This is a genomic window from Stenotrophomonas sp. TWI377, assembly GCF_039674525.1.
In the GTDB taxonomy this organism is placed as follows: Bacteria; Pseudomonadota; Gammaproteobacteria; order Xanthomonadales; family Xanthomonadaceae; genus Stenotrophomonas.
Map to the genome: position 1 here is coordinate 85235 of NZ_JBDJNT010000007.1, position 26208 is coordinate 111442.

General features: G+C 66.1%; 22 protein-coding genes and 2 pseudogenes. 13 read left to right on the forward strand and 11 right to left on the reverse strand.

Annotated features, from left to right (window positions below):
• Positions 1-21: 21 nt before the first annotated feature.
• Positions 22-495 carry a chemotaxis protein CheW gene (locus tag ABE546_RS08410; protein ID WP_121039036.1) on the forward strand — a complete coding sequence of 158 codons (474 nt, stop codon included), beginning with the start codon at positions 22-24 and terminating at the stop codon, positions 493-495.
• A gap of 159 nt (positions 496-654) precedes the next feature.
• Here ABE546_RS08410 and ABE546_RS08415 read toward each other — a convergent pair whose 3' ends face one another.
• Positions 655-1389 (reverse strand): 16S rRNA (uracil(1498)-N(3))-methyltransferase, encoded by a 735-nt coding sequence (locus ABE546_RS08415; protein ID WP_346463268.1) that lies wholly within the window; start codon positions 1387-1389, stop codon positions 655-657.
• Positions 1380-2771: an adenosylmethionine--8-amino-7-oxononanoate transaminase gene (bioA, locus tag ABE546_RS08420; protein WP_313219740.1), complete on the reverse strand. Its 1392-nt coding sequence runs from the start codon at positions 2769-2771 to the stop codon at positions 1380-1382. The genes ABE546_RS08415 and bioA overlap by 10 nt, the downstream gene beginning before the upstream one ends.
• Positions 2772-2821: 50 nt before the next feature.
• On the opposite strand from bioA, the gene nudE reads away from it, so the two are divergent.
• The 8 genes from nudE to gcvH all read left to right on the forward strand — a co-directional run bounded on the left by nudE (position 2822) and on the right by gcvH (position 8503).
• The gene (nudE, locus tag ABE546_RS08425; RefSeq protein WP_121039027.1) at positions 2822-3370 is read left to right on the forward strand and encodes an ADP compounds hydrolase NudE; all 549 of its coding nucleotides are present in this window, start codon (positions 2822-2824) and stop codon (positions 3368-3370) included.
• A complete protein-coding gene (gene cysQ, locus ABE546_RS08430) occupies positions 3367-4170 on the forward strand; it encodes a 3'(2'),5'-bisphosphate nucleotidase CysQ (protein ID WP_346463270.1) in 804 nt (267 codons plus the stop codon). The genes nudE and cysQ overlap by 4 nt, the downstream gene beginning before the upstream one ends.
• A 16-nt stretch (positions 4171-4186) precedes the next feature.
• A complete protein-coding gene (gene mazG, locus ABE546_RS08435) occupies positions 4187-4999 on the forward strand; it encodes a nucleoside triphosphate pyrophosphohydrolase (RefSeq protein WP_313210499.1) in 813 nt (270 codons plus the stop codon).
• The gene (locus ABE546_RS08440) at positions 4996-5319 is read left to right on the forward strand and encodes a YnfA family protein (protein ID WP_313210501.1); all 324 of its coding nucleotides are present in this window, start codon (positions 4996-4998) and stop codon (positions 5317-5319) included. Before mazG ends, ABE546_RS08440 begins: the two co-directional genes overlap by 4 nt.
• A gap of 96 nt (positions 5320-5415) precedes the next feature.
• Positions 5416-6378 (forward strand): SPFH domain-containing protein, encoded by a 963-nt coding sequence (locus ABE546_RS08445; protein WP_346463272.1) that lies wholly within the window; start codon positions 5416-5418, stop codon positions 6376-6378.
• A 1-nt stretch (position 6379) separates the two neighbouring features.
• Complete coding sequence (locus ABE546_RS08450; protein ID WP_313210505.1) at positions 6380-6811, forward strand: NfeD family protein; 432 nt, start codon at positions 6380-6382, stop codon at positions 6809-6811.
• An 85-nt stretch (positions 6812-6896) separates the two neighbouring features.
• The gene (gene gcvT, locus ABE546_RS08455; protein ID WP_313219742.1) at positions 6897-8009 is read left to right on the forward strand and encodes a glycine cleavage system aminomethyltransferase GcvT; all 1113 of its coding nucleotides are present in this window, start codon (positions 6897-6899) and stop codon (positions 8007-8009) included.
• 98 nt (positions 8010-8107) lie between these two features.
• On the forward strand, positions 8108-8503 hold the full coding sequence (gene gcvH / locus ABE546_RS08460) for a glycine cleavage system protein GcvH (RefSeq protein WP_123730439.1): 396 nt from the start codon (positions 8108-8110) through the stop codon (positions 8501-8503).
• Positions 8504-9427: 924 nt separating this feature from the next.
• On the opposite strand, the pseudogene ABE546_RS08465 reads toward gcvH, so the two are convergent.
• The 3 genes and pseudogenes from ABE546_RS08465 to ABE546_RS08475 all read right to left on the reverse strand — a co-directional run.
• Positions 9428-9907 (reverse strand): annotated as a pseudogene (locus ABE546_RS08465) (hypothetical protein); the annotation flags it as partial.
• Between the two features lie 260 nt (positions 9908-10167).
• Positions 10168-11562, reverse strand: coding sequence for a serine hydrolase domain-containing protein (locus ABE546_RS08470; RefSeq protein WP_313210510.1), 1395 nt, complete (start codon positions 11560-11562; stop codon positions 10168-10170).
• A 165-nt stretch (positions 11563-11727) separates the two neighbouring features.
• Positions 11728-13351 (reverse strand): annotated as a pseudogene (locus ABE546_RS08475) (choline dehydrogenase).
• 169 nt (positions 13352-13520) lie between these two features.
• Here ABE546_RS08475 and ABE546_RS08480 point away from each other — a divergent pair.
• Together ABE546_RS08480 and ABE546_RS08485 are read left to right on the forward strand one after the other, a co-directional pair.
• Positions 13521-14855: an MFS transporter gene (locus ABE546_RS08480; RefSeq protein WP_313219744.1), complete on the forward strand. Its 1335-nt coding sequence runs from the start codon at positions 13521-13523 to the stop codon at positions 14853-14855.
• A gap of 31 nt (positions 14856-14886) precedes the next feature.
• Positions 14887-15243: a DUF1304 domain-containing protein gene (locus ABE546_RS08485; RefSeq protein WP_346463273.1), complete on the forward strand. Its 357-nt coding sequence runs from the start codon at positions 14887-14889 to the stop codon at positions 15241-15243.
• A gap of 87 nt (positions 15244-15330) precedes the next feature.
• Here the strand turns inward: ABE546_RS08485 and ABE546_RS08490 are convergent, their stop codons facing one another.
• From ABE546_RS08490 to ABE546_RS08500, 3 genes are all read right to left on the reverse strand, one after another.
• Positions 15331-15801, reverse strand: a complete 471-nt coding sequence (locus ABE546_RS08490) for a hotdog fold domain-containing protein (RefSeq protein ID WP_346463274.1) — start codon at positions 15799-15801, stop codon at positions 15331-15333.
• A gap of 64 nt (positions 15802-15865) precedes the next feature.
• Entirely contained in the window at positions 15866-18343 is a 2478-nt protein-coding gene (locus ABE546_RS08495) for an acyl-CoA dehydrogenase (protein WP_346463275.1), read from the reverse strand.
• Positions 18340-19260 carry an alpha/beta hydrolase gene (locus ABE546_RS08500; protein ID WP_346463277.1) on the reverse strand — a complete coding sequence of 307 codons (921 nt, stop codon included), beginning with the start codon at positions 19258-19260 and terminating at the stop codon, positions 18340-18342. The genes ABE546_RS08495 and ABE546_RS08500 overlap by 4 nt, the downstream gene beginning before the upstream one ends.
• A 139-nt stretch (positions 19261-19399) precedes the next feature.
• Between ABE546_RS08500 and ABE546_RS08505 the strand changes: the two genes are divergently transcribed.
• Positions 19400-20002 carry a TetR/AcrR family transcriptional regulator gene (locus tag ABE546_RS08505; RefSeq protein WP_019185113.1) on the forward strand — a complete coding sequence of 201 codons (603 nt, stop codon included), beginning with the start codon at positions 19400-19402 and terminating at the stop codon, positions 20000-20002.
• Positions 20003-20143: 141 nt separating this feature from the next.
• Here the strand turns inward: ABE546_RS08505 and ABE546_RS08510 are convergent, their stop codons facing one another.
• The 3 genes from ABE546_RS08510 to ABE546_RS08520 all read right to left on the reverse strand — a co-directional run bounded on the left by ABE546_RS08510 (position 20144) and on the right by ABE546_RS08520 (position 25374).
• Positions 20144-23149, reverse strand: a complete 3006-nt coding sequence (locus ABE546_RS08510) for a TonB-dependent receptor (RefSeq protein ID WP_313212920.1) — start codon at positions 23147-23149, stop codon at positions 20144-20146.
• A 351-nt stretch (positions 23150-23500) separates the two neighbouring features.
• Positions 23501-24325 carry a hypothetical protein gene (locus ABE546_RS08515; RefSeq protein WP_183073752.1) on the reverse strand — a complete coding sequence of 275 codons (825 nt, stop codon included), beginning with the start codon at positions 24323-24325 and terminating at the stop codon, positions 23501-23503.
• A 152-nt stretch (positions 24326-24477) separates the two neighbouring features.
• Positions 24478-25374 carry an Hsp33 family molecular chaperone HslO gene (locus ABE546_RS08520; protein WP_313219748.1) on the reverse strand — a complete coding sequence of 299 codons (897 nt, stop codon included), beginning with the start codon at positions 25372-25374 and terminating at the stop codon, positions 24478-24480.
• Positions 25375-25453: 79 nt separating this feature from the next.
• Here ABE546_RS08520 and mtgA point away from each other — a divergent pair, with 79 nt between their 5' ends.
• Positions 25454-26203: a monofunctional biosynthetic peptidoglycan transglycosylase gene (gene mtgA, locus ABE546_RS08525; protein WP_313212924.1), complete on the forward strand. Its 750-nt coding sequence runs from the start codon at positions 25454-25456 to the stop codon at positions 26201-26203.
• The last annotated feature ends 5 nt before the right edge of the window (positions 26204-26208 follow it).

Consider the following 26208-nt stretch of genomic DNA (forward strand, 5'->3'; position numbering starts at 1 on the left):
CGCACCTTTGAAGGAAGACCCATGAGCTACGCCAGCAACGACGAAATCCGCGGTGTCCTGATCCAGGCCGGGCACGAACGCGTGCTGCTGCCCAACGCCACCGTGGCCGAAATGATGTCCAAGGTGCCGGTCGAAACCGTTCCCGATGCGCCGGCCTGGCTGGTCGGACAGATCGCCTGGCACGGCTGGGACGTGCCGTTGCTGTCCTTCGCCCGGTTGTCCGGGCAGGGTGACGAGCCGGTGGTGGCCAACAACAAGGTTGTCGTGCTCAAGGCGCTGGGCGGCAATCCGCGCCGGCCCTACTTCGCGCTGCTGACCCAGACCTTCCCGCAGCTGATCGCAGTGCCGCGCGACGGGCTGTTGGCCGACGCCTCCGAGGAAACCCTGCCGCAGGGCGTGCACATGCGCGTGCTGCTGGGCGAACAGAGCGCGCTGCTGCCGGACCTGGACGCGCTGGAAGCGGCGCTGGACGAATCCTTCCCCGTGGCGGGGTGAGGTTGCGCATTCGCGAAACCTCCCCGCGATTTGCTGCGCAAACCGCGGGCCCCCCGCGTCACAATCTCCCAGATCCACGCGCCTGCCGGCGCGCCCCCTTGACTCAAGGGGGCCATGGCTCCAGATGAATCAAGGGGGCAGAAGGAACAACGTTGTTTTTCAGCCCAGATCGCCCAACCGTGCCTGCACGGCAGCGATCGCCGCCAAGCCTGCGGTCTCGGTGCGCAGCACGCGCGGGCCCAGCTGCAAGCCCTGGAAGCCCGCCGCGGCCAGCGCCTGGCGGTCGCGCGGCGACCAGCCGCCTTCCGGGCCGATCGCGATCACCACCCCGCCCGGTGCGGCCGAGAGCGTCGACAAGCGATGCTCGCCCTGTGGATCCAGGGTCAATTTCAATGCCTCGGCCGGGACCGCGTTGGCGGCGTCCTGCAGCGAGCGCGGCGCGGCCACGGTCGGCACGCGGGCGCGGCCGGATTGGCCACAGGCCGAGACCACCACACTGCGCCAGTGCGCCAGTCGCTTCTCGGCACGCGCTGCATCCAGCTTCACTTCGGTGCGTTCGGCGTTGACCGGCACGAAGGCCTGCACCCCGAGTTCGGTCGCCTTCTGCAGGATCAGGTCCATCTTTTCCCCGCGGGCAATGCCCTGCAGCAGGGTGATGTGCAAGGGCGATTCGTTGTCCAGCGCTGTGGCCGCCTCGATCCGTACCTGCGCATCGCGCTTGCCGACGGTCACCAGGGTGGCGCTGTAGTCCTGGCCATCGCCGTTGAACAACACGCAGCCATCGCCTTCGCGCAGGCGCATCACGCGCACCAGATGGTTGGCGGCGTCTTCGGGCAGTGCCAGTGTTTGTCCGACCGCCAGCGGATGGTCGATATGGCTGCGGGTCACGCGCATGCGATGGCCTCGTCGATGGCGGCGAGGGTGGTCAGGGCAAGCAGGTCCAAGTGTTCATCCTCAACGCAGTACGGCGGCATCCAATACAGCACATTGCCCAGTGGGCGCAGCACCACACCGCGTTTGAGCGCCGCTTTATAAGCATGCAGCCCGATCCGGGCCTCGGCCGGGAATGGCGTGCGTTTGTCGCCGTTGCGGGTCAGCTCGAAGGCCACCACCATCCCGGCCTGGCGTACATCGGCGACATGCGCGTGGTCGGCGAACGGTGCGGCCAGGGTGCGCATCACCTCGGCAGTGCTGCGGTTGCGTGCAATCACGTCTTCGTCGGCGAAAATATCCAGGGTCGCCAGCGCGGCGGCGCAGGCCAGCGGATTGCCGGTGTAGCTGTGCGAATGCAGGAAGGCGCGCTCGCGTGAATCATCCAGGAAGGCGTCGTAAAGCGCCTGGGTCGCCAGCACCGCCGACAGCGGCAGGAAACCGCCGGTCAGGCCCTTGGACAGGCACAGCAGGTCCGGCATCACCCCGGCCTGCTCACAGGCGAACATCGTGCCGGTGCGGCCGAAGCCGGTGGCGATCTCATCGGCGATCAGGAAGGCACCATTGGCATCGCACAGCGCGCGCGCACGCTGCAGATAGACCGGGTCGTACATGCGCATGCCCCCGGCGCACTGCAGGCGCGGTTCCAGGATCACCGCGCAGATTTCGCCCGGGTGCTGGTCGAACAGCGTGGCCAGTGCATCGGCCGCCTGGTGCGCGCGCTGGGCGGCACTCTGGCCCGGTTCGGCCAGGTAGGCGTCGGGCGACGGGGCGAACAGCGCCTCGGTCAGCAGCGGCGCATACACGCGCCGATACAGCGGGATATCGCCGACGGACAGCGCCCCCAGGGTTTCGCCGTGATAGCCGTTCTCCAGCGCGACGAACCGGGTGCGGTGGTTCTCGCCACGGTTGCGGAAATAGTGGAACGCCATCTTCAGCGCCACTTCCACCCCGGCCGAGCCGTTGTCGGCATAGAACACCTTGGCCAGCGGGTCGCGCCCGGCCTGGCGGGGGGCGATCGCCAGCAGGCGCTCGGCCAGCCGTACCGCCGGCTCATGACTGAAGCCGGCCAGCATCACCTGTTCCAGCTGGGTGGCCTGCTGGGCAATGGCCGCACCGATGCGCGGTTGCGCATGGCCGAACAGATTGGTCCACCAACTGCTCACCGCATCCAGATAGCGATGGCCGTCATGGTCGATCAGCCACGGGCCTTCGCCGCGGGCGATCGGCAGCAGGGGCAGGGTGTCGGGATGCTCACGCATCTGGGTGCACGGGTGCCACAGCACGGCCAGATCGCGTTGCCGCCACTGATCGGCCAGCGTGAGGGGGGCTGGGTCTGCTAGCATTTCGGGCTCATGAACACGTTTTCACCAGTACCCATTCTAGAGATGCTCGCATGAGCCGTCGCCTGCCCATCATCCACCAGATCACGGACGAGGAAAGCGGGCCGTTCCAGCGCCAGCATCTGGATCTGGAGTTTTCCAATGGCGAACGCCGCCGCTTCGAGCGGCTGGTGACCCGCGGTCACGGCGCGGTGGTGGTGGTGCCGATGCTCGATGACGAGACCGTGCTGCTGGTGCGTGAATACGCCGCCGGCATGCACCGGTATGAGCTGGGACTGGTGAAAGGCCGCATCGATGCCGGCGAAACCCCCGAGCAGGCCGCCGACCGTGAGTTGAAGGAAGAGGCCGGTTACGGCGCCCGCCGGGTCGACGTGCTGCGCGCGATGACCCTGGCCCCCACCTATATGAGCCACCAGTCCTGGCTGGTGGTGGCGCGGGATCTGTACCCCGAGCGCCTGGTCGGTGATGAACCGGAGGAGCTGGAGGTCGTGCCGTGGAAGCTGGCCGATCTGGACCAGTTGATGCTGCGCGAGGATTTCTCCGAAGGCCGATCGCTGGCGGCGCTGTTCATCGCACGCGAGTGGCTGGGGCGGAAGGAATGATCAAACTCACGACGGATCTGCGCGAAACCGTCATCGCCATCGCCCAGGACGCGGCCGCCGCCATCATGGCGGTGTATGCCACGCCGTTCGATGTGGAAATCAAATCCGACCACAGCCCGGTCACGGCAGCCGATCTCGGCGCCAACCAGGTGATCGAGCGTGGGCTGGCCCAGCTCACCCCGGAGCTGCCGATCCTCTCCGAAGAATCGGCGCAGGTGCCGTGGGAGATCCGCCAGCACTGGGGCGCCTACTGGCTGGTCGATCCGCTGGATGGCACCCGCGAATTCGTCAAACGCAACGACGAGTTCAGCGTCAACATCGCGCTGATCTACCAGGGCGCGCCGGCGTTTGGCGTGGTGCTCGCCCCGGCCAGCGGCCAGATATGGCATGCGATGCGCGGCGAACTCGCCTACCGCCGCGACGGCATGCGCGATTCGGTGCTGCGCACCCGCACGCCCGCTTCGGCCCCGCTGCGGGTGGCCGCCAGCCGCTCGCACCGCAGCGAGCAGACGCAGGCGCTGCTGGATCGCATGGGCGATATCGAGGTGCTCGCACAGGGGTCCTCGCTCAAGTTCTGCCGCCTGGCCGAAGGCACGCTGGACGTGTACCCGCGGCTGGGCCCGACCTCCGAGTGGGACACCGCCGCCGGGCAGTGCGTGCTGCACGCCGCCGGGGGCGCGGTGCTCTCGGCCGAGACCGGCAAGCCGTTCCGCTACAACCGCCGCGAGAGCCTCTTGAACGGCGACTTCATCGCGCTGGGCGATACCCGCCTGCCGTGGCGCGCGTGGCTGCCCGCCTGACCTGACTGGAGCAACGATGCCTGCCACCCCCGAACTGGACCGACTGCTGGGCATCATGGCGCGCCTGCGCGACCCGCTGCAGGGCTGCCCCTGGGACCTGCAGCAGGACTTCGCGAGCATCGCGCCGTACACCATCGAAGAAGCCTACGAGGTCGCCGATGCGATCGACCGTGGCGATCTGGATGACCTCAAGGATGAGCTCGGCGATCTGCTGCTGCAGGTGGTCTTCCACGCGCAGATGGCGCAGGAGCAGGGGGCGTTCGGGTTTGCCGACGTCGCCCGCGCGATCAGCGACAAGATGGAGCGTCGCCATCCGCACGTGTTCGCCCAGGTCCAGGTGGACGGGGCCGAGGACGTCAACAGCAACTGGGAGGCGATCAAACGCGCCGAGCGCGTTGCCAAGGGCCACACCGATACCTCGGCGCTGGCCGGCATCTCGCGTGGCCTGCCGGAGTGGCAGCGGGCGGTGAAGCTGCAGGCACGCGCGGCACGGGTCGGGTTCGACTGGCCGGGCCCGGCGCCGGTGATGGACAAGGTGCGCGAAGAACTGGACGAAGTCGCCGCGGAATTCGCGCGTGGCCCGGTCGAGGAAAATCACGCGCGCCTGCAGGAGGAGCTGGGCGATCTGCTGTTCGTCTGCGCCAACCTGGCCCGCCACGCCAAGGTCGATGTGGGCGCTGCGCTGCGTCTGGCCAACCACAAATTCGAACGACGCTTCCGCGCGATGGAGGCCCAGGCCGATGCAGCGGGGCAGTCCATGGCCGCGCTGGATCTGGAGGCGCAGGAGGCGCTCTGGCAGCAGGCCAAGGCGGACGAGCCCGCCGCGTGAAGACGCTGCTGCTGTTCGTGCTGACCGCCGTGGCCGAAATTGTCGGCTGTTACCTGCCGTGGCTGTGGCTGCGCAAGGACGGCAGTGCGTGGTTGCTGCTGCCGGCGGCCGTCAGCCTGGCGCTGTTCGCCTGGCTGCTGACCCTGCACCCGACCGCCAGCGGGCGCGTCTACGCCGCCTACGGCGGGGTCTATATCGGCACCGCGCTGATGTGGCTGTGGCTGGTGGATGGCATCCGCCCCAGCCGCTGGGACCTGCTCGGCGTCGGCCTGTGCCTGGCCGGCATGATGGTCATCATGTTCGCCCCGCGCACCGCCTGAACCTGGTTGACGGCCCGCCAGGGCACTTCCCGATGCCGGTGTGAAGGTGCCGTGGCTATACTCGGCGTTACGAATCCGGGGAAAGGGAGTGACCTGATGTTTCCGACCATGCTGTTCTCGCTGGTGCTGGCCTTCGTGGCCATCGTCATCCTCTTCAAGGCCGTGCGGATGGTGCCGCAGGGCTACGAATGGACCGTGGAGCGCTTCGGCCGTTACACCCACACCATGTCGCCCGGCCTGCACTTCCTGATCCCGATCGTCTACGGGGTCGGCCGCAAGGTGAACATGATGGAGCAGGTGCTGGACGTGCCGAGCCAGGAAGTGATCACCAAGGACAACGCCGCCGTGCGCGTGGATGGCGTGGTGTTCTTCCAGGTGCTCGATGCGGCCAAGGCGGCCTACGAGGTCGCGAACCTGGAGGTGGCGATGATCGCGCTGGTGCAGACCAACATCCGCACCGTGATCGGCTCGATGGATCTGGATGAATCGCTCAGCCAGCGGGAGGTGATCAACGCCCAGCTGCTGAGCGTGGTCGACCATGCCACCAACCCGTGGGGCGTGAAGGTGAACCGCATCGAGATCCGCGATATCCAGCCGCCGCGCGATCTGCTCGATGCGATGGCGCGGCAGATGAAAGCCGAGCGCGAAAAGCGCGCGCAGATCCTGGAAGCCGAAGGCTCGCGTCAGTCCGAGATCCTGCGCGCCGAAGGCGAGAAGCAGGCCACCGTGCTGGAGGCCGAGGGCCGCAAGGAGGCGGCCTTCCGCGATGCCGAAGCGCGCGAGCGCCTGGCCGAGGCGGAGGCCAAGGCGACCACGATGGTCTCCGAGGCGATCGCCCAGGGAGACGTGCAGGCGATCAACTACTTCATCGCGCAGAAGTATGTGGAAGCATTCAAGGAACTGGCGACCTCGCCGAACCAGAAGCTGGTGCTGATGCCGATGGAGGCCAGCGGCGTGATCGGCTCGATCGCCGGCGTGGCCGAACTGGCGCGCGAGGCGTTCGCCAAGCAGGAAGAGAAGAAAGCCACGCGCGGCGTCCCGCCGCGGATCGGAGGCTGACATGCGCTGGGAAGTGGTGGCCTGGGGCGCGCTGGCACTGGTGCTGTTCGCCGCCGAGGCGCTCGCGCCCGGCGCCTTCATGTTGTGGATCGGGATCGGTGCGGCGGCCGTGTTCGTGCTGGTCGCGGTGTTCGCCGAGATCCCGCTGCTGTGGCAGGTGGTCGCCTTCGTGGTGCTCAGCGTGGTCTCGATCCAGTGCTACCGGCGCTGGGGGCGATCACACGATCGCCAGAGCGACCAGCCGCTGTTGAACCGGCGCGCCGAGCAGTTGATCGGGCGGGTGGTCGTGCTCGACCAGGGCATCGTGGCCGGCAAGGGCCGGGCCAAGATCGACGATGCATTCTGGGTGGTCGCCGGGCCGGATCTGCCGGCCGGCAGCCCGGTGCGCGTGGTGGCGGTGGAAGGGATGACGCTGAAGGTACAGCAGGCCTGATCCTCGGTTTTCCCGCACCGCCGCAGGCGTTGTGAAGACGGTTCTGGGATAATGATGGCTTGCCTTCATTCCCCCGGAACCGGTCATGACCCAGAAGACGCTTCTCAACGATACCCACCGCGCACTCGGCGCCAAGATGGTCGACTTCGGTGGCTGGGACATGCCCATTCATTACGGTTCGCAGCTGGACGAGCACCACCTGGTGCGCAGCGATGCCGGCATGTTCGACGTCAGCCACATGACCGTGGTGGATCTGCGCGGTGAGCAGGTCAAGCCGTTCCTGCGCACGCTGCTGGCCAACTCGGTGGACAAGCTCAAGGCCACCGGCAAGGCCCTCTACTCGTGCATGCTCAATGCCCGCGGCGGCGTGATCGACGACCTGATCGTCTATTACATGGCTGACGATTTCTTCCGCATGGTGGTCAACGCCTCCACCCGCGAAAAGGACCTGGCCTGGATCCGCGAGCAGGCGGCAGCCTTCAACGTGGAGGTCATCGAGCGCGAAGAGCTGGCCATCATCGCCGTGCAGGGCCCGACCGCACGCGAGCGCGTGATCGGCCTGCTGGGCGAGGGCGACCGCGCCGCGCTGGAAAAGCTGGGCCGCTTCGCTGCCCTGGAGACCGCCACCGCCGACGGCACCGCGCTGTTCGTGGCGCGTACCGGCTACACCGGTGAAGACGGTTTCGAGATCCTGCTGCCGCAGACCGCCGTGGTCGCCTTCTGGAATGCGCTGAGCGCCGCCGGCGTGCGTCCGGCCGGCCTGGGTGCGCGCGATACGCTGCGCCTGGAAGCCGGCATGAATCTCTATGGCCAGGACATGGACGAGGAGATCACACCTTATGAGGCCGGCCTGGCCTGGACCGTGGCACTGGACGAAGGCCGCGACTTCATCGGGCGCGACGTGCTCGAGGCGCAGAAGGCGGCGGGCAACGCCCGCCAGCTGATCGGCCTGGTCATGGATGAGAAGGGCGTGCTGCGTCACGGCCAGGCGGTGCTCACCGCCAGCGGTGAGGGCGAGATCCTGTCGGGCACCTTCTCGCCGACCCTGGGCAAGGGCATCGCGTTCGCCCGCGTGCCGGGCGGCGAACTGGGCGAGGTCCGCGTGGATATCCGTGGCAAGCAGATTCCGGTCCGCGTGGTGAAGTTCCCGTTCGTGCGCGAAGGCCAGGCCCAGCCCGGCGTGTTGATCGACGGCTGATGCCGTGATGTATCCGGTGCGGACGCGTTCGTGTCCGCGCCGGTTGGTTACACTACCCCCGTTTCTTGACCCCCCCTGATATTCCTCGGAGCAGTCCCATGAGCGAGATCCCCGGCGACCTCAAATTCCTCAAGTCCCACGAGTGGGCACGCGTTGAAGGCAGCGGCCGCGTCACCGTCGGTATTTCCGACCACGCCCAGGGCCTGCTTGGCGACCTGGTCTATGTTGAACTGCCGGAGGTTGGCCAGGAGGTCAAGGCCGGCGAACAGGCTGCCGTGGTCGAGTCGGTGAAGGCCGCTTCGGACGTGTACAGCCCGATCACCGGCACGGTGGTCGAGGTCAATTCGGCCCTGAGCGACAAGCCGGAAACCATCAACGAAGACGCCTACGGCGACGGCTGGATCTATGTCGTCGAAGTGGCCGGCCTGGACGAAGTCAACGACCTGCTGGGTCCGGACGACTACGCCGAGCTGCTGGAAAACGAAGATCACTGATCGTCGTTTCCGCTGAAGAACGGCCGCCCGGTGCGGCCGTTTTTTTTTGCCCGCGCGTCGGGCGCGCGCCGATCGCGTTAGTAGTGCGTGAGGATTGCAGTGCGCGCGCGATGGGCGTTGATCGCGACGGCTGGCTCATGACGATCGGTTCGGTGCCGATGCGCGCCGGCGATCTGGTCTGCGCCGACGCGCCAATGGCATGCCGAACAGGTATCCCGGCGGACGTGCGGCGATGTTCAACGGCGAACGCCAGGCGCGAACGTGTCGGTCCCGAACGGTCAAAAGTTTGCGCAGTTACGCAAATCGGGTGGAAAAAAGCGCGGGCAGATGTGAAAAGTTTTGCGGTCTGTTTAAGGTGCGCACGGGGAGTCCTGTGGCAGGGGTGGTGGCATGCGATGCGCGCGTGGCGTTGCAGGACGGCGCACGGCGTTGTTGCGATGTCGCTACACGAAAGTGCTTCTTTTAAGTGCTTTTCTTTTCTGTGTTGCCTGTGTTCGGTTGCGTGGGGTGTTCGCGGTGGCGTTGGCATGGCGCTCTCGTCGGCTCGATGACGGGTACGCAGAGGGGGCCGCGGCAGGGTGCCGGTGTGAAAATTTTTCGCCGGGGTTGTTGACAGTGAAAAAAAGCGTGATTAGGTTTCGCCTCAGCAGACCTTGCCTGCGAACAGAGTGAGCAGAATCGACATCAAGTCGCGAAGCACAACCTGGACATCCACCTCGCGTCCGATGACGGTGGAGATGGCTTCGCTTCCTTCAGCGAACCGCAAGACCCTTCCTGATCCGATATCTGCCTGGCCGCATGTGGCAGGTGTCTCCGTATCCGTCACGACGCGCATGACGCGACGGCGGTCCCCGCGACGCAGCAACGGCGGGTTTGCTTTACCTGGGCGTTTCCACTCCATAGATCACTGACGAGGAGCCATCCCATGGCAACCAAGAAAGCTGCGAAGAAAAAGCCGGCCGCCAAAAAGGCAGCCAAGAAGGTCGCTAAAAAGGCGACTGCCAAGAAGGCCGTGAAGAAGGTAGCCAAGAAAGCCGCTGCCAAGAAGACGGTGAAGAAGGCGGCCAAGAAGGCGACCGCTCGCAAGGCAGCCGTAAAGAAGACGGCCAAGAAGGCCGTGAAGAAGACGGCAAAGAAGGCTGCGACCAAGAAGACCGCAAAGAAGGCAGTGAAGAAGACGGCGAAGAAGGCCGTCAAGAAGACGGCGAAGAAAGCCGTCAAGAAGACTGCAAAGAAGGCAGCTGCCAAGAAGACCGCGAAAAAGGCGGTAAAGAAGACGGCCAAGAAGGCGACCCGCAAGGTAGCCAAGAAGGCCGCTCCGAAGAAGGCTGCCAAGAAGACCGCCAAGAAGGCCACCCGCAAGGTAGCCAAGAAGGCCACCGCCAAGAAGGCGACTGCCCGCAAGGCTCCGGCCAAGAAGGCATCCGCGAAGAAGGCAGTGAAGAAGGTCGCAAAGCGCAAGCCGGCCGTTCGCAAGAAGAAGGCCGCGCCGGTCGCGCTGCCGGCAACCCCGGCACCGCTGATCTGAGTTTTTCCCGATAGCCGTACCTGAGACTCCTTCCCTGGCAGCCCAGCGGGGAAGGAGTTTTTTTATGGGCGATACCAAAAAACCACAAAAAAGGCGGCCATCCGGCCGCCTTTTTCGATGCCACCTGCGGGCGGGATCAGCGCGGTGAAGCGACCGCGCGGTTCGACGAGACACCCTTGCGCTTGCCTTGCGGGGCGGCGTCTTCGGCCATCAGGTTGTCGCTGCCGAAGTCGGTGTCCACGTCCAGCCAGCGCTGGGTCGGCAGGCCCATGGCCTGGTCCAGTACGGTGGGCAGCAGGCCGCTGGGCAGGCTGCTTTCGCCGTTCCACATGATGGCAATGCCGAGGTCGCGCTCGGGCACCAGGGCGACCAGGCCGCGATAGCCCTGGACGGCACCGGCGTGGAAGATCACTTCATGGCCGGCGTAATCGAAGGTGCGCCAGCCAAGCGCGTAGCCGGCCGAGTTGAGGCGCTCGCGGCGCCAGCCCGAGCGCATCTCACCGGGGGTGCTGATCAGGCTGGCATGCAGCGTGGCCAGCAACGGAGCGGGCAGTACGTCGGGGCGATGGCCGGTGTGTGCCAGCAGCCACTGCGCCATGTCGCTGGCACTGGCGTTGACGCCGGCGGCCGGGGCGAGGCGGTAGTAGGTCGGCTTGGGCGTGAGCGCGACCCAGCCATTGCGGCTGCGCACATGCGGGCGCGCCCAGCGCGAGCTGGCCTGGATGCCGGCCAGGCCAAGGCTGGCATCATCCATGCCCAGCGGCTTGAACAGGCGACGCTCGACGGACTGTTCGTAGAAGCTGCCGGAGGCGGCGTAGACCACATCACCGATCAGGCTGAAGGCCACGTTCTGGTAGGCGTAGCAATCGCCGGGCAGGCACTTGAGCGAGGTGGCCGCCAGCTTGTGGGTGAGCGTGTAGTACTCGGCGTTGGCTTCGACGTCGCGGTCATAGGCGTTGTAGGGCAGGCCGACGCGGTGGCTGAGCAGATCGGCCACGGTCAGGCGCTCGGTTGCTTCGGGCGTGCTCAACTGGAAGCCGGGCACGTAGTCGGTGACCTTGCTGTCCCAGCGCAGGGTGCCATCGTTGACCAGCAGGCCGGCCATGGTGCCGGCGAAAGCCTTGGACAACGAGGCCAGGCGGAACACGGTGTGGGCATCGACCTGCTGTGGATTGTTGACGTCGGTGACACCGTAGCCGCGCGCGCTGAGCACGCGGCCGCCCTGCACGATGGCAACCGCCATGCCCGGCACGCGCTCGCCGTAGGTGAGCTGCTGCGCCATCGATTCGATCGAGGCCACGTTGAAACCCTGCGCGGGCGGCTGCACTTTCAGGCCGGCCGGCGTGGTGCGATACGCGGCAGGCTGGGTATGCGGGGCGGCGGTCGGCGCCGATTCCTCGATGTTGACCGGGAACCCGGCGGGCGCAGCGGCGGGTGTCTGTGCAGTGGAAGACATGGCGATGGGCATCAACATGCCCAACAACCCGGTTGCCGCCGAACGGATCGGTCGGCGCCTGTTGTTCTGGTTCATCGTATGGGTGCCCGTGCGCGACTGCTGTGACCGATTCTAGCGCCGCTTTTCGTGATTGCACAAACGAATCGAAGATGAATGCGTATCGCGTTGAAAACGCGTGGGTTTTGCCAATCCCGAGCGGATCCGGCGCGCCGGGGGGAGGGCGGTCCAGCGCACCCCTGTTCAGGCAGTGGCGGCGGTCCGGATCCAGTGTGCGGCCCGCTCGGCGATCATCATGGTCGGTGCATTGGTATTGCCGCTGATCAGGCGCGGCATCACCGAGGCGTCCACCACCCGCAGCCGTTCGGTGCCGTGCACGCGCAGGGTGCCCGGATCGACCACCGCCTCGGCATGCTGCCCCATCGCGCAGGTCCCGACCGGGTGGTAGATGGTCTCGGCCTTGGCCCGGATGAAGGCTTCCAATGCTGCGTCGTCCAGCGCGTTGTGCGCGGGGAACACCGGCGCGCCGCGCCAGCGGTCAAACGCAGGCTGCTGCAGGATCCTGCGCGACAGCCAGGCGCATTCAAGCATCATCTTCAGATCGTGGCCGGCGGCGTCACCCAGGTAGTTGGCGTGGATGCGCGGCGGTGAGCGCGCATCGGCATCACGCAGGCGCAGCTGCCCGCGGCTGTGCGGGTGCAGCGGGCAGGCATGCAGCGTATAACCATCGCCCGGCAGCCGGTGGCGGCCGTGGTTGTCCAGCATCGCCGGGACGAAATGGAACTGGATGTCGGCGCGGGCCTCCGTAGCCAGCGACGAGCGGGCGAAGCCGCCGGCCTCGGCCAGGTTGCTGGTGCCGGCACCGCGGTGGCCGCGCAGGAAGTAGTCCACGGCGATGCGCAGTTCGCTGCTGCGGTCGTAGCTGACACCCGGGCCGGTGTGCACGACGGTGCAGATGTCCAGGTGGTCCTGCAGGTTGCGGCCGACACCGGGCAGATCCACGCGCGGGGTGATGCCGTGGCAGCGCAGCGTGTCCGCCTCGCCGATGCCGGAGAGCATCAGCAGGTGCGGGGAGTGGATGGCGCCGGCGCTGAGGATCACCTCCGCGCCCGCGCGTGCGTGGAGGTGGTGCGCGCCACGCCGATAGTGCACGCCGGTCGCCGTCGTGCCCTGGAAACTCAGCGCGGTCGCCTGCGCCCCGGTGAGCACCGTCAGGTTGCGCCGGTGGCGTGCCGGGCGCAGATAGGCGTCCGCGCTCGAACACCGTGCACCGTCGCGCTGGGTGACCTGGTACAGCCCGACGCCGAGCTGCTGGTCACCGTTGAAGTCCGCATTGTGGGGATGGCCGGCCTGCTGTGCGGCGGCGATGAAAGCGGCCGACAGGGGATTGTGGTGGCGCAGGTCGGACACCGACAGCGGTCCTGCGGCGCCGTGCAGCGCGCTGGCACCGCGGCTGTTGCGCTCGCTGTGCAGGAACCAGGGCAGCACCTGGTCCCAGCCCCAGCCGATGGCGCCACCCGCTTCCCAGTCGTCGTAGTCGGCCGGTACGCCGCGCACGTAGCACATCGCATTGATCGAACTCGAGCCCCCCAGCACCTTGCCGCGCGGCCACCACAGGCGACGGCCCTCCAGTGCAGGCTCCGGCTCGGTCTCCAGGTTCCAGTTGATGCGGCGGTTGTTGACCAGCCGCGCCAACCCGGCCGGCATATGGATGAAGGGGTTGGTATCGCGCGGGCCCGCTTCCAGCAGCAGTACCCGGCAGGCCGGGTCTTCGCTGAGCCGGTGGGCCAGCACGCAGCCGGCAGAACCGGCTCCAATCACGATGTAGTCGTACATGCCGCTCCTTGCCGGGGTGCGCACCGAGCATAAGACAGGTTGGGGCAGGCAGGGGCTGCGGGGTGCGCCACGCAGCGTTGCGCCGATGGGCGTGCCGGAGGCTGGCGATGTTGCGGTGCATCGTTTACCTTGCGCGCTTTCCTGCCCGGAGTTTCCACGATGCCGCCGTTGTCACGCCGCCCAAGCCGGGAGTGGGTGCGATGAGTGCTGCCGCAGCAGCACCGGTGCAATCGGGCCTGCGCGGGGCGCTGCGGCAGTCGCCGCCCCTGATCTGGGCGTGCCTGTACTTTTTCTGCCTCTTGAGCGGCTATTACGTGCTGCGTCCGGTGCGCGAGGCAATGGCTGCCTCGGCCGACGCTAGGGCGGTGTTCCCGCCGGTACTGATCGACTGGTTCAGCGCGCATGGCATTGCGGTGCAGGACTTCGTGCTGCAGTTCCTGTTCACCGGGGTGTTCTTCATCATGCTGGTGCTGCAGCCGCTGTACGGCGCGGTGGTCAGCCGCTATGCGCGGAGGGTATTCCTGCCCGCGGTGTATGTCTTCTTCATCGTCTCCCTGCTGGGCTTCTACCTGCTGTTCGACAGCGGCGTGCCAGGGCGTGGCATGGCGTTCTTCTTCTGGGCCGCCGTGTTCAACCTCTTTGCAGTGGCGGTGTTCTGGAGCTTCATGGCCGACGTGTTCTCCAACGCTCAGGCACGCGAGGTATACGGCTACATCGGCGCGGCGGGCACTCTCGGTGCGTTCCTGGGGCCGATCATCACTGCGGCGCTGGTGGAGCGGGTGGGGATTGCCAACCTGATGCTGGTCTCGGCCGGCTTTCTGAGTGCCTGCCTGGTCTGCATCTGGCGGCTGCGGTTGTGGGCGGTGGCCCGGGAGCAGGAGCAGCAGTTGGTGTCGGGTGAAACCCCGATGGGCGGCAGCGTGCTCGACGGCCTGAAGCTGATCGTGCGTGAGCCGCTGCTGCGCTGGCTGGCCGTGCTGGTGCTGTTCGGCGTGGGCGTAGGCACGATGCTCTACAACGAGCAGGCCTCGATCGTGCGCCGCCTGTACCCCGATGCAGCGGCAAGCACGGCGTTCTTTTCACGCGTGGACCTGGCGGTGAACACGCTGACCCTGATCATCCAGCTTGGCTTCACGCGCTGGTTGCTGTCGCGGTATGGGATCGCCCCGGCGCTGTTGATTCCCGGCGTGGCGATCATCATCGGGTTCTCGATCCTGGCGGCCTCGCCGTTGCCGCTGATGGTGGCGATGGTGCAGGTCATGACCCGCGCCAGCGAATTCTCACTGGCCAAGCCGGCGCGCGAGACGATCTACACCCGTGTGGACCGCCAGTGGCGCTACAAGGCCGGCGCGGCGATCGACACCGTGGTCTACCGCGGTGGCGATCTGACCTTCGCCTGGGTGCACAAGGGACTGTCCCTGTTCGGTTCGCACATTGTGTTCGTCGGTGGGCTGGTCGTGGCCGGGGCGATGACCGTCGCAGCATTGGGCCTACTGCGCGAGGAAAAGAAGCTGCCGGGCGAGCGTCCGGAGTAAGCTCTCTGCAGTCTTCCAGGAACCTGAGCCCATGTATTGGATCGCGCTGTCGTTGACCCTGTTGGTCGCCCTGCTGCACGTGTATTTCCTGGTCCTGGAAATGTTCCTGTGGACCAGGCCGCTGGGCCTGAAGACCTTCCGCAATACGCCGGAAAAGGCGCAGGCCACGCGGGTGCTGGCGGCCAATCAAGGGCTGTACAACGGCTTCCTTGCCGCGGGCCTGTTCTGGGGCCTGTTCGATCACCTGCCGATGCTGGTCAACTTCATGCTGGGCTGCGTGATCGTGGCCGGCTGCTATGGCGCGTACAGCGTCAACAAGCGGATCTTCTTCATCCAGGCTGTGCCGGCAATGCTGGCCGTGGCCGCGTGGTGGATGGTGCCGGCCTGACAGGTGCCAGCCACGCATGGCGTGGCGCTACCCTGCGACAGACGGATCGGATGCAGAGCCACCCCATGGGTGGCTGCGCGTCACCGATCAACGCTTGACCGGCGACACCCACATGGCGATCCGTGCCTCGAACACGGCCGTGCCGGCGTCATCGCGCACCTGCACCTTCACCGGCAGCGCGTAACCCGCCTCGGCCGCCACGAGCGGCTGCTCCGGCGTGGCCACGGCATACTGGGTGCCCGTCGCCTTGGCCAGGTACTGCACCTCCATGCCCTTCGGGATCCAGCGCATGCCCTTGGGCAGCGAGGCATCCACCATCAGCCCGGCGGTGAGCTCAGCCAGGTTGCACAGCGCGATCGCGTGCACCGTGCCGATGTGGTTGGTGACCTTGCGCCGGTGCGCGATGCGGCCTTCGCAGCGGCCCGGTTCGAGCAGCGTGATGCGCGGGGCGATGCTGGCGAAGTAGGGCGCCTTGACGCACACCGCGCGCGAGAACAGCCAGTTGCCGACAGGCCAACGCTGCATGCGGCGGTAAAGCGTGAGCAGTGGAGCGGACATCGGGGGTCTCCCTAAAGAAACGGCGGACCGAAGTCCGCCGTTGTGGTTTACCTGGTGGCCGGGATCACGCGGCCTGCGACTGCGCGTCCTTCTGCTGGCGCTTGTAGTAGCCCGCCGAGCGCAGTTCTTCCGGATCGAAGTCGTCCACGGTGATCGTTTCCAGGGTGAGCGTGCGCAGCTCTTCGAGCAGGGTGCGTTCGTCCTGGGTGATCACACCTTCGGCCACGGCTTCGTCCAGCTGGGTAACGAAGTCCAGCGCCTCGATGCCCTTGGTCTTGAGCGCCTTGATGAACTTGCGCTCCACCGGCTCGGCCATGATCGCCTTGGACAGGTAGCTGTTGATGCGGCCACCCGGGTTGTTCTCGCACGGGGTCAGGAACACGCCACTGGCCAGACGGTCGCGGGCCTCGTTGGGCGCCATCAGCAGCGCGGCCACGCGGTGGCCGAGGCGGTCGCCCGGGGCTTCGGCACGGCGGCCGAACGGGAAGATCAGCGCCCACATCAGCCAGCCGATCGGGCGCACCGGGAAGTTGCGCAGGGCGGCCGACAGCGATTCTTCGATCTTGTGCACGCTGTCATGGAAGGCCCAGGCCAGCAGCGGCTGGTCGGCGGCCGGGGCGCCTTCGTCGTGGTAACGCTTGAGCATGGCGCTGGTCATGTAGATGTGGCTCAGCACATCGCCCAGGCGGCCGGACAGCGATTCCTTGAACTTCAGCTTGCCGCCCAGCGTCATCATCGAGATGTCGGCCATCAGCGCCAGGTTGGCCGAGTAACGGTCCAGCTTGCGGAAGTAGCGGCGGGTGTAGGCATCGCCCGGGGCGGCACCGAAACGGGCACCGGTCAGGCCGAACCAGAACGAACGCACGGCGTTGGAGATGCCGTAGCGGATGTGGCCGAACAGGCTGCGATCGAATTCCTGCAGGCCGGCGCGGGTGTCCGGATCCTGCGCGGCCTTCATTTCCTTGAGCACCCACGGGTGGCACAGGATCGCACCCTGGCCGAAGATCAGCAGGCTGCGGGTCATGATGTTGGCGCCTTCCACCGTGATCGCGATCGGCGCGGCCTGCCAGCTGCGGCCGGCGAAGTTGCGCGGCCCCAGGATGATGCCCTTGCCGCCGATCACATCCATCACGTCCGAGATCACTTCACGGCTCATGGTGGTGCAGTGGTACTTGGCGATGGCCGACGGCACCGACGGCACGTCGCCGCGGTCCACCGCCGCCGCCGTGGCCTGGCACAGCGCGCTGATCGCGTAAGCCTTGCCACCGATGCGGGCGAGCGCTTCTTCCACGCCCTCGAAGCGGCCGACCGACAGGCCGAACTGCTTGCGGATGCGGGCATAGGCACCGGTCACCACCGCACCGGCCTTGGCACCGCCACTGGCGGTGGAGGGCAGGGTGATGGAGCGGCCGACGGCCAGGCACTCGTTGAGCATGTTCCAGCCCTTGCCGGCCTTCTCGGCGCCGCCGATCAGCTGGGTCAGCGGGATGAAGACATCCTTGCCGCGGATCGGGCCGTTCTGGAAGGTCGAGTTGAGCGGGAAGTGGCGACGGCCGATTTCCACGCCGGCGGTATCACGCGGCAGCAGCGCCAGGGTGATGCCGATGTCGCGGGTGCTGCCGATCAGGCCATCCGGGTCGTACATGCGGAAGGCCAGGCCGATCAGCGTGGCCACCGGGGCCAGGGTGATGTAGCGCTTGTCGAAGGTGAGCTTGACGCCGAGCACCTGCTCGCCGTTCCACTCGCCCTTGCAGACGATGCCGTAATCGGGAATCGAGGTGGCGTCCGAGCCGGCGAACGGACCGGTCAGGCCGAAGCAGGGCACTTCACGGCCATCGGCCAGGCGCGGCAGGTACTGGTCCTTCTGTTCCTGGGTGCCGTAATGGTTGAGCAGTTCACCCGGGCCCAGCGAGTTGGGCACGCCGACGGTGGAGCTGACCACGCTCGACACCGAGGCCAGCTTCTGGATCACCTTGTGGTGGGCCAGCGCGCTGAAGCCCAGGCCGCCGTATTCCTTCGGAATGATCATGCCGAAGAACTTGTTCTTCTTGATGAAGCTCCACAGCTCCGGCGGCAGGTCGGCGTAGACGTGGGTGATTTCCCAGTCGTTGACCATCTTGCACAGCTCTTCGACCGGGCCGTCCAGGAACGCCTGTTCCTCAGCGGTGAGCTGCGGCTTGGGGTAGTTGAGCAGGATGTTCCAGTCCGGGTCACCGGTGAACAGCTCGCCTTCGAAACCGACCGAGCCGGTTTCCAGCGCGATGCGCTCGGTCTGCGACAGCGGCGGCAGCACCTTGCGGAACACCTTCATCATCGGCGCGGTCAGCAGCGGCTTGCGGATGAAGGGCAGCAGCAGCGGCACGGCGATCACGGCGACGATGGCCGCGGCCACGATCGTGGCGGTCTGGTTGACGTACGGGATGAACCAGCAGGCGGCCAGCAGCACGAGGCTGATGATCGTCCAGGTGATCAGGCGCATCCGGTGGTAGGCGACGAACGCACCTGCCAACAGGACGACGAGGAAGGGAACGACAATGCTCATGAGCGTGCTCCGGTGACGTGCTCGGTAATGGCGGACGATGCGACGGCGGAGGCCGAGGGCAACACGTCCAGATAGTCCAACACAGTAGCGGTAAAGGCGTTGTTGTCATCACCGGCGACCATATGCGTGGCCTCCGGCAGCTGCACGTGGCGTGCATGTGGCACCAACGCGAGGAACTCGGCCACCGTCTGCGGGGTGACCAGGGTGCTGCGGCCACCGCTGACCAGCAGCAATGGGCATTTCACCTGGCGCGCCGCGTCGGCGAGCGCGTCCTGGTGGTGTTCACTGTCACGCGCCAGTTCGGCGACCAGGCGCGGGTCCCAATGCCAGCGCCAGCGGCCGTGACCGTCCTCGCGCAGCAACGCGCGCAGGGAATCGTCCGACTTGCGCGGGCGGTGCGGCAGGTAGGCGGAGATCACATCGGCCGCCTGCGACAGCGAGGCAAAGCCGTCGGGGTGTGCGGTCATGAACATCAGGATCTTTTCGACCCCGGCGGTGTCCCAGCGCGGGGTGATGTCCACCAGCACCATCGCCGAGAACAGGCCCGGCCAGCGCGACTCGGCGAGCAAACCGAACAGGCCGCCCATCGAGGCGGCGATCAGGATCGGCGGCTGCGCCTGCTCGCCGGCCAGCACGATCAGATCATCGGCGAACTGTTCGCCGTGGTAAGGGCGTTCGGCCGGATTCCAGTCTGAATCGCCATGGCCGCGTGCGTCGTAGGACAGGGTCTGGTAACCGGCGTCGACCAGCGCGGCCGCGGTGGCATTCCAGGCATGCCGGGTCTGGCCGAAGCCGTGGGCGAACAGCACGGTGCCGCGACGCCCCGGGCCCGACCGGGTGGCGGCCAGCACGGCGTCGTGCGCGCCGGTCAGTCGCTCATAGTCAAAACGGGGCAGAGTAGAAGAAGGAGTGACCATACTCGCTAGTATGGACCTGCCCTGTGCGATGTCAATACTTGGGAGTATGGTGGGGACATCCCTTGTGCGGCGAGGCTCCAGGCGCCCCTGTGTGCATTGACGTACTGCAACCAACCCCGGCGTATGGTTAAATCCACCTATGAATGAACCCGAAGCTTCCGCCGGCGAGCCACGTGCCGGCCGCAACAGCCGCCTCAGTGCCGAAGACTGGGCCCAGGCCGCACTGGATCTGATTGCCGAACAAGGCGTGGGCGCGGTTGCGGTCGAACCGCTGGCGCGGCGCCTGGGTGTCACCAAAGGCAGCTTCTATTGGCACTTCCCCTCGCGCGATGCGTTGCTGCAGGCCGCGTTGGAGCGCTGGGAGCTGTTCGAGCAGGAGCAGGTGTTCGGCAGCCTGGCCGATGTGACCGACCCGCGCGTACGCCTGCGCCAGCTGTTCCAGGTGGTGGCGCATGAAGTGCAGCCGCACATCATCTACAGCGAACTGCTCAAGGCGCTGGATCACCCGATGGTGCGCCCGGTCATCGACCGTGTCTCGCATCGCCGCCTGGAGTACCTGGTCGCCTCGTTCCGCCAGGCGGGGCTGAGCCGGACGGATGCGCAACACCGCGCGCGACTGGCCTATGCGGCCTATGTCGGCTTCCTGCAGCTGTCGCTGCAGCTGCAGCAGCCCAAGCAGGCCCGCGAAGATTTCGAGGCCTATGTGGAGCACGTGATCGAGACGCTGATCCCGCTGGGGTGATCTGATCGCTGCAGGCAAGCAGAAGGCCGCGGAAACGCGGCCTTTTTTGTATGCGGCCGTTGGACGGGGCCGCGTGTCGCCACAAAAAACAACGGCCCCTTTCGGGGCCGTTGCATCAGACGTTGTTGATCAGTGGATCGATCAGAACTTCTGCGAGTACTTCATGTACAGGAAGCGACCGATGTCGTAGCCGCCGTAGTACGAGAAGTTCGAGCTCGGCTGCGAGGTCATCATCGGGCCGACCTTGTTGAACACGTTGTTGGCGCCCACGGCGACGGTGGCATTCCACGGGGTGGCATAGGACACCTGCACGTCGTGGAAGGTCACTGCGCCCAGCTCGGTCTGCGGCGAGATCACGCCCAGGGTGTCCGGTGCGCTGTAGGTGGGCAGGGTGCAACGCGTGGCGAAGCGGCAGCTTTCCTTGGTGCCGGAGAAGTAACGCACGTTCCAGTTGACCGACAGGTCGTTCATGCTCCAGCCCAGGCCCAGGTTCGAGCGCACGCGGAAGAATGCACCGAAGCCATTGTTCTGCGACGGCACGGCGTCCACATCGTCCGTGGACTTCTCTTCGTACTTGCCCACGTACGTGGTCGACGACTTGGCCGAGAAGCGGCCGAAATCGGTGTCACGGCTGTAGCTGATGTCGAAGTCGAAGCCTTCGGTTTCGGTGTAACCGGCGTTGCGGTTGCCGTAGTTCAGGGTGCCCACGATGTTGCCGTTGTTCGGGTCACGGCTGAACATCGAGCAGCGCGATTCGATCAGGCGGACATAGCAGTCTTCCATGATCAGGTTCGGGCTGTCGCTGACGATCGTGTTGTCGATGCGGATGCTCCACCAATCCACACCCACGCTCAGGCCGGTGACATAGCTCGGGCTGTACACGAAGCCGACCGTCTTGGACTCGGAGGTTTCCGGGGTCAGGTTCGGGTTCGAGCCGGAGTTGAACGGCACCGGGCTCTGTGCGGCACGGCCGGTCGTCGGGACGAAGCCCTGCGACAGCTGGCGGTAGCCCTGGCCCACATCCTGGACGCAGCGCGCGCTGCCGCGGACGTCGCCGTAGACGCTGTCGCACGGATCGACGAAGTTGGTCGGGAAGGTCTGCGAGCTGCCGCCGTACAGATCACCGATGGTCGGGGCGCGGAAGCCCTCGGCATAGGTGGCACGGACCAGCAGGTCGTCGATCGGACGCCACTTCAGGCCGAACTTGTTGTTGGTGGTGTCACCGAAGCTGGTGAAATCCGAGTAACGGGTGGCCAGGTCCAGGGTCAGTTCCTTGGCGAACGCCAGATCCGCCAGGATCGGGATGTTCAATTCCAGGTAGAACTCATCCAGGGCGTAGGAACCCTTGGTCGGACCGGACGCCAGGTTGGTCGAGTCACCCGACTGGGCGATCGCATCCGGGTTGAACGCACCGCTTTCCTTGCGGTATTCATAGCCGACCGCGAAGCCCAGGTCGCCCGCCGGCAGCGGCACGATGGTGCCGGACAGGTTGGCGAAGTAGTTGTGGGTGGTGGTCTTGCCGGTGGCGTGTTCTTCGCGGAACAGGTAGTTCTGCACGTTCGGATCGCCCAGCGAGTACTGGTCGCTGCCTGCGCCGTAGCCGGCATACGGGTTCCACGGCACGCAGCCGGCGATCTCGTTGCCCGGGGTGCCGCAGACGACCTGGCCGGCGGAGTTGAGGAACGACGGACCCACAGCCGCGGCGACGGCCGGGATGTAGAAGTTGCCGTTGTTGATCAGCAGGCTGTCGTTTTCGTTGTACAGCGCGCCGACATCCCAGTTGAAGAAGCGGTCACCGATTTCGAACGAACCTTCCAGTGCCGCGGCGAAACGCCAGGTGGTCAGGGTCGAATCGGTGGTACGCGGGACTTCCCAGCCACGGCGACGGAAGTCGACGTCGTTGGTCTGCTGGTACAGCGGGTTGCCATCGTCATCGAGGTAGGTGGCGACGTCGGCCTGGTAGAAGTCACGATTGCCGTTCGGGTTGAAGTAGCTGCCGTTGCTGACCAGGGTGCGGCTGCCATCCGGGTTGGTCTGATAGACCGCGCCGGCCATCGGCACGCCGAAGGCGGACGACTGCAGCGGGTAACCGGCGATCTGACGCTGCGACTGGCGCTTGGTGTAGGACAGGTCCGTGGTGAAGCGGACGTTGTCGGTGATGTCGTAGTTGCCGCTGACGAACAGCGAACGACGCTCCAGCGGGGTCAGCAGGTGCATCTGGTCGGACGAACGGCTCTGATCCGCAGCGGTCTGCGGGTGGAAGTCGTTGGCACCGATGGCATCGCTGCCCTGATTGGCGACTGACCAGCCGGCGCTGCGGCGTACCGGGATGCCCTGGGCATTGAGCACCAGCGCGCCCGCAGCATTGCGGTTGAACTGGTTGGCAAAGCGGTTGTAGTTGCCGTACTGGCCGACCGGGGTCAGCGAGGAGGCCGGATCCCAATCCGGGTAGGTGTCGGCCGTGAACGGACGATCCTTGGCCCACACGCCTTCTTCCTTGTGGTACTCGGCGCCGACGGTCAGCGAGCCGCGGTCACCGGAGAAGCCCATGACGAAGTCGTAGGTTTCCTTCTCGCCATCACCCTGGCTGTACTGGCCCTTGTAGACGTTCGCTTCCAGGCCGTCGAAGTTCTTGCGGGTGATGATGTTGATCACACCGGCCATCGCGTCCGAACCGTAGATCGACGAGGCGCCGTCCTTCAGCACGTCGATGCGCTCGACCATCGAGGTCGGGATGATGGAGATGTCCTGGTAGCCGTCCGGGCTGATGCCCAGGCGCTTGCCATTGACCAGCACCAGCGTGCGCTGTGCGCCCAGGTTGCGCAGGTCGATGTACTGACCACCGGCTTCCTGGTTGGAGGTCAGCGGCGAGGCGCGGCTGAAGTTCGGGCTACCGGCGGCCGAAATGTTCTGCAGGATGTCGCCGACCGAGCTGAAGCCCTGGTTCTGGATATCTGCACGCGAGATGGTCAGCACCGGCTGCGCGGTCTCGACGTCAACCTGGCGGATGCGCGAACCGGTGACCGAGATGCGGTCCAGATTGGTGGTGCCAGTGGCTTCCTGGGCGACGGCGCTGCCGGTGCCGGCAGCGCTGGCGATCAGCGCGAGGACGACGGCGTCACGCAGTTTGTTGCTGTTGCGATTCATTGGGCTCTCTCTCCAAGTTGACTTGGGTGCAACGTGTTGGGATGGGCTTCAGCGCGGGGACGAAAGGCGTTCCCAATCCGTGAAGCTGACTCGATAGTAACCACGTGCAACTAAAAATTAAAGAGCCGTTAATGTTCCATGTGATTTAGGTGAAATTCGGCAAAGCCTTTGCAGCATAAGGCTCTAAGCGATATCTGCCGCCCAAAACGTCTCATTTGTTAAGATTTTTGTTAAAAAAATTTCACCCTGAATGGGCCGTGTGCGCCCTTGACAGGCAGCCCAAACGAAAAAGGGCGCCTCGTGGAGGCGCCCTTTGGATGACGTGTATTGACGGGTCGTCGCAAAGACAGGTCAGAGATCCTGCTCGTACCGCACGTAGGGGACGGTGCCCTCGTCCGTGCTCTCGTTGCGGGGGGCGAACGGGTTCTTGCCGCGGGTGACCACGTTCTCGGCGCCCACGGTGAGCTGCCCGCTCCACGGCGTGCGCCAGGTCAGGCCGACCCCCAGGCCTTCCCACTTGCCGGGCTGGCCCGGAACATCGACCACGCGGCCGATGATGTTGCCGCTGAAGTTGCCATAGCCGGCACCGATGGTGAGGCTCTTGCTGTCCCAGCGGTCCACGATCGCCGGCGAGGCGTCCGCGATGGGGACCAGACGCGCCTTGGCATAGGTGCCGCCGATCGAGACGAAGCCCTCGCGGCCGATGTTCTTCTGCCCGAAGACGGTCAGGTCGTTCTGTTCGGCGCGCAGTGAAGGCGATTTGTTCGGGCCAGCCAGCCACGCGGGCAGGGTGTCGCGGCCGCTGCCGGCGGTGATGCCCACGCGGCCGCCAGGCCGGTTGAACGCGGCGGTGCCACTGACGCGGCGGCTGAGCGTGTTGTCTTCCTCATCGCCCAGTGTCGCCAGCATGCAATGGCTGGCCAATCCGCTGATGCTCGTCCCGCGACTGCTGTTGCACAGCAGACCCAGCGAGTCACCCGAGGACAGGCCGAAGGCCGCGTCCAGGGAGCTGCGGCCGAAATGCCAGCGCGCACCGACCGCCTGCTCGCCGGTGGGTTCCAGATACAGCAACGCCTCCACCTTGCCGCTGCCCTTGTTCCAGACCGGCAACACGGTGCCGTCCTGCTTGCCCTTGGCCTGCGCATGCGCGCCCGAGATCGCGCCTAGGGCGATCATCAGGGCCAGCGGTAGACGCAGAAGGGAATGCATGGGAACTCTCAGACAAGCGCGGTGAACACAAGTTCCCGCCGAAGCGGGACATTGATCCTAGGGCGTTTATGATTTCTTAACAAGTCTTGGTTCTCCCCAGAACAAAACGCTTGCCAAGTTTACTGAAGCCGTTCAGGTGCCGGCGAGGATACATCCATCTCGCGGAACAGTATGTCGAATTCCGTCAACGGAAAGTGATACTCCTGCCCGCAGAATTCGCACCGCACTTCCACCGCGCCGGTTGGCTCGGCGGCAGCCCGGGCCTCTTCCTCGCCAATCGACTGCAACATGCCTGCCACCCGCTCGCGCGAGCACGAACAGGCGAAGCGCAGGGCCTTGTCGCCGAGCAGTTCCGGCGTCTCTTCATGGAACAGACGGTGCAGCAGATCGTGGCCCGGTACCTCCAGCAGTTCCTGCTTGCCCAGGGTCTCGAACAGCGCGCTGGCACGCGACCAGCCGTCCTGGTCGCCTTCATCGCCCGGCAGCTTCTGCAGCAGCAGGCCTGCGGCGCGGGTGCCGTCGGCGGCCAGCAGCAGCCGGGTGGGCAGCTGTTCGGACTGGCGGAAATAATCCTCGAAGGCTTCGTCCAGACCGGCTGCGGTCAGGCCGACCAGGCTCTGGTAGCGCTGCGGTTCGCGCGGGTCCAGGCCGGGGTTTTCGATGGTGATCGCCAGCAGCGCGTCCTCGCCCAGCGCGGTCAGGTCGCGCGGGGCGTCGCCGCCGCCGTCGGCCAGCTGGACGATGCCGCGCAGCGTGCCGGCCGCGGTGCACTCGGCGAACAGGGTACGCATCGCGGTGTTGCTGCGCAGCTGGATCGACAGGCGGCCATCGACCTTGGTGTGGCCGGTGAACAGCGCCGAGGCCACGCTGGCCTCGCCGAGCAGTTCAGCGGCGCCCGGCGGATAGACCGCGTGGGACAGGATCTCCCGCCAGGTGTCATCGAGGTGCACGTGCACGCCGCGGACGCCGGCATCGGGGAGCAGGAAACGGACAAGGGAGTCGGATTGGGCGGTCATCGGTTCGGTGGCTGCGCGAAAGGAGTGCCGGTTGCCGGATAATGCGCCGACAACCGTGCAAGTAAAGGATGCACCAGTAATGGGGGCAGAGCGCAGCAACCTCAAGGTCGAGCCGGACCTGGAACCGTCACGTCCGCGCCGCTGGCACTGGAAGCGCCTGCTGTGGCTGCCGGTACTGTTTGTCGGCTTCAGTGTGCTGCAGGTGCTGGCCCTGCGTTTCATCGACCCGCCGGTGTCCAGCGTGATGCTGTGGCGCTACGGCGAAGCGTTGGGGGAGGGCGACTGGAGCTACCGGCTGCACTACCAGTGGCGCGACCTGGACCAGATGGCGCCGAGCCTGCCGATTTCGCTGGTGGCCGCCGAGGACCAGCGCTTCCCGGAGCACAACGGCTTCGACCTGCAGGCCATCGAGAAGGCGCGCGACCACAACGCACGCGGCGGCCGCCTGCGCGGGGCCAGCACGATCAGCCAGCAGGTCGCCAAGAACCTGTTCCTTTGGCAGGGCCGCAGCTGGATCCGCAAGGGCCTGGAGGTCTGGTACACCGTGTTGATCGAAGCGCTGTGGCCGAAGTCGCGGATCCTGGAGATGTACGCCAACATCGCCGAGTTCGGCGACGGCATCTATGGCGCGCAGGCCGCGTCCCGGCAGTACTGGAACAAGGACGCGTCGCGGCTGAGCCCGGCCGAAAGCGCACGGCTGGCAGCGGTGCTGCCATCACCGCGACGTTACAACGCGGCCCAGCCCGGACCCTACGTCCAGCGCCGCGCGACATGGATCCAGCGGCAGGCGCGGCAGTTGGGCGGGAGTGGTTACCTCAGCGAGGATTGAGCGTT

What these genes read in the sequence shown, in the direction of transcription:
- ABE546_RS08410 (WP_121039036.1), top strand. Translation starts at nt 22, where the DNA reads ATGAGCTACGCCAGCAACGACGAAATCCGCGGTGTCCTGATCCAGGCC.
- ABE546_RS08415 (WP_346463268.1), bottom strand. Translation starts at nt 1,389, where the DNA reads ATGCGCGTGACCCGCAGCCATATCGACCATCCGCTGGCGGTCGGACAA.
- bioA (WP_313219740.1), bottom strand. Translation starts at nt 2,771, where the DNA reads ATGCTAGCAGACCCAGCCCCCCTCACGCTGGCCGATCAGTGGCGGCAA.
- nudE (WP_121039027.1), top strand. Translation starts at nt 2,822, where the DNA reads ATGAGCCGTCGCCTGCCCATCATCCACCAGATCACGGACGAGGAAAGC.
- cysQ (WP_346463270.1), top strand. Translation starts at nt 3,367, where the DNA reads ATGATCAAACTCACGACGGATCTGCGCGAAACCGTCATCGCCATCGCC.
- mazG (WP_313210499.1), top strand. Translation starts at nt 4,187, where the DNA reads ATGCCTGCCACCCCCGAACTGGACCGACTGCTGGGCATCATGGCGCGC.
- ABE546_RS08445 (WP_346463272.1), top strand. Translation starts at nt 5,416, where the DNA reads ATGTTTCCGACCATGCTGTTCTCGCTGGTGCTGGCCTTCGTGGCCATC.
- ABE546_RS08450 (WP_313210505.1), top strand. Translation starts at nt 6,380, where the DNA reads ATGCGCTGGGAAGTGGTGGCCTGGGGCGCGCTGGCACTGGTGCTGTTC.
- gcvT (WP_313219742.1), top strand. Translation starts at nt 6,897, where the DNA reads ATGACCCAGAAGACGCTTCTCAACGATACCCACCGCGCACTCGGCGCC.
- gcvH (WP_123730439.1), top strand. Translation starts at nt 8,108, where the DNA reads ATGAGCGAGATCCCCGGCGACCTCAAATTCCTCAAGTCCCACGAGTGG.
- ABE546_RS08470 (WP_313210510.1), bottom strand. Translation starts at nt 11,562, where the DNA reads ATGAACCAGAACAACAGGCGCCGACCGATCCGTTCGGCGGCAACCGGG.
- ABE546_RS08480 (WP_313219744.1), top strand. Translation starts at nt 13,521, where the DNA reads ATGAGTGCTGCCGCAGCAGCACCGGTGCAATCGGGCCTGCGCGGGGCG.
- ABE546_RS08485 (WP_346463273.1), top strand. Translation starts at nt 14,887, where the DNA reads ATGTATTGGATCGCGCTGTCGTTGACCCTGTTGGTCGCCCTGCTGCAC.
- ABE546_RS08490 (WP_346463274.1), bottom strand. Translation starts at nt 15,801, where the DNA reads ATGTCCGCTCCACTGCTCACGCTTTACCGCCGCATGCAGCGTTGGCCT.
- ABE546_RS08495 (WP_346463275.1), bottom strand. Translation starts at nt 18,343, where the DNA reads ATGAGCATTGTCGTTCCCTTCCTCGTCGTCCTGTTGGCAGGTGCGTTC.
- ABE546_RS08500 (WP_346463277.1), bottom strand. Translation starts at nt 19,260, where the DNA reads ATGGTCACTCCTTCTTCTACTCTGCCCCGTTTTGACTATGAGCGACTG.
- ABE546_RS08505 (WP_019185113.1), top strand. Translation starts at nt 19,400, where the DNA reads ATGAATGAACCCGAAGCTTCCGCCGGCGAGCCACGTGCCGGCCGCAAC.
- ABE546_RS08510 (WP_313212920.1), bottom strand. Translation starts at nt 23,149, where the DNA reads ATGAATCGCAACAGCAACAAACTGCGTGACGCCGTCGTCCTCGCGCTG.
- ABE546_RS08515 (WP_183073752.1), bottom strand. Translation starts at nt 24,325, where the DNA reads ATGATCGCCCTAGGCGCGATCTCGGGCGCGCATGCGCAGGCCAAGGGC.
- ABE546_RS08520 (WP_313219748.1), bottom strand. Translation starts at nt 25,374, where the DNA reads ATGACCGCCCAATCCGACTCCCTTGTCCGTTTCCTGCTCCCCGATGCC.
- mtgA (WP_313212924.1), top strand. Translation starts at nt 25,454, where the DNA reads ATGGGGGCAGAGCGCAGCAACCTCAAGGTCGAGCCGGACCTGGAACCG.